This window comes from Brachybacterium tyrofermentans (assembly GCF_014897585.1).
GTDB lineage: Bacteria > Actinomycetota > Actinomycetes > Actinomycetales > Dermabacteraceae > Brachybacterium > Brachybacterium tyrofermentans.
On the sequence record NZ_JABUXW010000063.1, the window covers coordinates 1 to 3,824 of the forward strand.

Sequence of the window (3,824 nt, forward strand, 5' to 3'; positions counted from 1 at the left end):
CGAAGAGTTTCGCCAGCAGGCGGTTGACCTGTACGAGTCGACACCGGGAGCGACGCTCCGCGGTATCGCGGAGGACCTCGGGATCGTCCGAGGCACGCTGCGGCAGTGGCTCGAGACCCACGGGAGTGGGAAGAAGACCGCGGCTGACGGCACGCTGACCGACAGTCCGTTGCGGTCCGCGCCGACGCCCAGCACGGCCGATCCCAATGAGCCGCTCGAGCAACGCGTCGCTCGCCTGGAAGCAGAGAACGCCCAGTTGAGAGCGGAGACGACGAAGCTCACCACGGAGCGGGAGATCCTCCAGAAAGCCGCTAAGTATTTCGCTGGGGAGACGCGCTGGTGAGTCGCTTCCAGTTCGTCGCCGACCACCACGCCACCTACCCGGTGAAGCGACTGTGCGAGCTCGTCGAGATCGAGCGTTCCTCCTACTACGCCTGGCAGGCAGGCGCCCCGGCACGGGCCGAGAGAGCCGCCCACGATGCGGAGCTGCTGGAGCGGATCCGCATCATCCACGCCAAGGACGACGCTCAGGGTGTCCCACGGATCACGGCCGAGCTCAACGACGGTGCCGCACTCGAGGACCGCGTGAACCACAAGCGGGTCGCCCGCGTGATGCGGACCGCTGGCCTCGCCGGGTTCGTCAAGAAGCGCCGGCACCGCACGACGGTGCCGGAGCCTGCCGACCAGGTCGTTCCTGACCTGCTGGGCCGGGACTTCACCGCCGAGGCGCCGAACCGGCGCTACGTCGGTGACATCACCTACCTGCCGCTGTCCGAGACCGGCGGGGGTGGGAACCTGTATCTCGCCACGGTGATCGACTGCTACAGCCGCCGCCTGGTGGGCTGGGCGATCGCGGACCACATGCGAACCGACCTCGTCGCTGATGCACTCAAGGCCGCCACCGCGACCCGTGGATCTCTGGCAGGAGCGATCTTCCACAGCGACCACGGTTCGGTCTACACCTCGAAGGCCTACGCCGATCTCTGCGCCCGGCTCGGCGTGACCCAGTCGATGGGAGCCGTCGGCTCCAGCGCCGACAACGCGATGGCGGAGTCCTTCAACGCGACGGCGAAACGCGAGGTCCTCCGCGACGCCGCGTGCTTCACCGACGAGCTGTCCTGCCGTCGAACGATGTTCCGCTGGTTGACCCGCTACAACACCAAGCGCCGCCACTCCTGGTGCCGCTACCAGTCCCCGAACACCTACGAACGCGCCTACACCGATAAACTCGCGCTCGCAGCGTAAACAACCCCCGTGTCCACGAACCGGGGGTAGGCCCCGTCCTGTCTATCCGAGTGTGAATGGAGCTTTTCATCATGTCCGATATCGCGATCCCGCCGTTGGGATATTCGCCTGAGCCGCCGCGCCCGCATCGGGTGGTGATCGCTTTCGATGTCCTCGCCCGCACCCAAGCCGAGGCGCAGCACATGGTCGACGAGGTACTGATCGAGGAGCTCGCCGGTCCTCCCAACCAGCTCCGCACAGACGGCGACCGAGTATTCGGCGAAGACTTCGGCGACCACGTCCCACACATCCGCTCCTGGGAACCCGCAGTCGACTCCTCGCATTCGCCGGCCGCGCGCGTGGTGCCGTCACCAGGGTGGGAGCCGTTCGACGGCTCGGGGTTCCCGGAGATCGTGGCGGAGATGTTCCCACCCGAACCAGCCGCCGGTGACTTCCGCCTCCCAGACGGCACACCCGACCGCGAGGGCTTCGAGGATGCGCATGAGCGGTGGCGGGATGAGTGTCTCTCGCTCGCGGTGCAGGCGTCACGTCTCCCGGAGGCGTTGGATCGGTTGGAGCGGGCAGAGCGGGTCCGGGACGGTCTCGTGGATCTGCTGGAGCGGGAGCGGTTGCCGGTGGAGCCGGTGAAGGAGGACTATCTCGTCGCGGTTGCCCCGTCGTTCGAGGGCGAGTACGAGGATATGCGGTTCCGGTCCGACCATGCCCAGTGGCGGTCCGAGTTCACCGCGACCGCACTCCGCCGTGAACACGGCCTGCAGGGATTGCTTGCCGAAGGTGGCCCACGGACGATGTTCCTTCCGGAGCGGTTTCACCGTGAGTGGGTGCCCTCGGATCTGATCGCCCTGCAAACCCTCCGTGTACTCGTGGAGCGAGAGACCGCCGGGGAAGGCAAACCGTTGTTGGACCGGCGGGAGCGGGAGGAACTGTCGGCCATGTTGTTCGCTGCCGACCCCGACATCCGCGTCGTCGACCCTGACGACCCGGCTGGGGCTGAGCTATACGCCGGGCAGGCGTCGCAGGCGCACGACTGGATGCCGCCAGGCGTGTATGACGCGACAGGGTACGACCGGACTGGCCAGTTCCGGCTCGTCGTCGGCCGTGTCCCGGTCGGGGATGGGGTGATGGCGTCGGCGGCGTTCGCACCCGCCGAGCACGACAGTGCCGTGGTGAACGAGATCGCCCGCATCTTGGAGCAGGACACCGAACAGCACGACCCCGCGATAATCCTCGCCCGGATCAACGCCGCGGTCCTCGGTACCGGGCGGACGGCTGCCACACCCTCGGACATTCGCCCTCCTGAGCAGGCGCTGACGAGGCTGGAACGTGGGGCGCTGCTGAGCGAGTTGCTCGCCGAACGAGAACAGCACCTGGACACGGACCCGGACGGCCCCGAGCCACCCACGCTAGGCCGTGGTCCCGGCCGGAACCTGTAGCAGAGGGGCATTCCCGATCGGTGGTGCTGGGGGTCGGTGTGTTTGACGATTTGGCGCATGTTCTTGACGAAATGGCGCATCCTGCCCGGAAACGCTCGCGGCAACCACGCGACCTCGGGTAGGGGTTGAGGTTCAGAAGGGATGCTCAGAGCGGAGAATCTGCGGCCAGCACGGTTTGTTGACGCACCTTCCCTGTGGATACCGCGCACGAGCCCCAGGCCCGTGCCGTGTCCTAAAGGAGGTGCACATGATCATCACCGACGCCACCGCCTGGCCGCTGCCCACCAGCCTCCCCAAGAACCTCGGAGAAGCCGCCGCCACCTATGCTGCCGCGGGTATCCCGGTGTTCCCCTGTGTGCCGGGTCAGAAGCGCCCGCTCACGACGCATGGGTTCCGTGACGCCACGACCGACCCCGCGCAAATCGCCGCCTGGTGGGGACGGCATCCGGAAGCGAATATCGGCATCCCCACCGGGACCGTAATCGGCGTGCTGGACGTGGATGTGCACGCCACCGGCACCGGATACCCGATTCTCCGCACCCTGCGGCGGGAGGGGCTGATCGACGGGTGGGGGCAGGCGGTGCGTTCCCCATCGGGTGGCCTGCATTTGTACTACCCGGCAGATTCAGATGTGGCGCGGGTGTCGTGGTCTCGAAGTCGGGCGCATGTGGACTTCCGCGGCACCGGCGGATACATCATCGCCCCACCCTCCACCATCACCACCGACCGCGGGAACCTTCGCTACGAGACCATCGCCCACGGCCGCAACCCGCGCCCCGTCGATGCGGATGCGATCCGCGAGCTGCTGACACCCCAGCCCGAGCGAACACACCACCCGGCCAAACCGGCGGTACTGCGGGAGCGGCCGGTAGAGCAACTCGCAGCCTGGGTCGCCGCACTGCCAGAAGGGAACCGGAACGCGGGACTGTTCTGGGCCGCATGCCGACTTGCTGAGGCTGGCCTGCCCGTACCCGACACTTTCGCGCTGCTCGAGCCTGCCGCGATCGACGCCGGGCTCGAGCCGCAGGAGATCACGGCGACGATCCGCTCCGCACACCGCACCACGAGGGCCGTCGATGTACCGGATGACCGGGGCCTGCCCCTTGTTCGTGGACACGCTGATTCCAGCATTTGCTGGGGAAGCGA

At 67.4% G+C, this 3,824-nt stretch carries 3 protein-coding genes; all 3 read left to right on the forward strand.

Translation table 11 applies throughout. The annotated features are described in order from the left end of the window. Positions 1-1,245, forward strand: a protein-coding gene (locus tag INT49_RS20560; protein WP_193119594.1) for an IS3 family transposase whose coding sequence is annotated in 2 segments (ribosomal slippage) — positions 1-326 and positions 326-1,245 — 1,246 coding nt annotated over the 2 segments. Because the reading frame shifts where the segments join, the coding sequence is not laid out codon by codon here. This gene is flagged as partial in the annotation. A 56-nt stretch (positions 1,246-1,301) separates the two neighbouring features. Next, positions 1,302-2,678 (forward strand): hypothetical protein, encoded by a 1,377-nt coding sequence (locus INT49_RS20565; RefSeq protein ID WP_193119595.1) that lies wholly within the window; start codon positions 1,302-1,304, stop codon positions 2,676-2,678. 247 nt (positions 2,679-2,925) lie between these two features. Further along, positions 2,926-3,824, forward strand: an 899-nt coding sequence (locus tag INT49_RS20570; RefSeq protein WP_193119596.1) for a bifunctional DNA primase/polymerase, incomplete at its 3' end; no start/stop codon positions are given.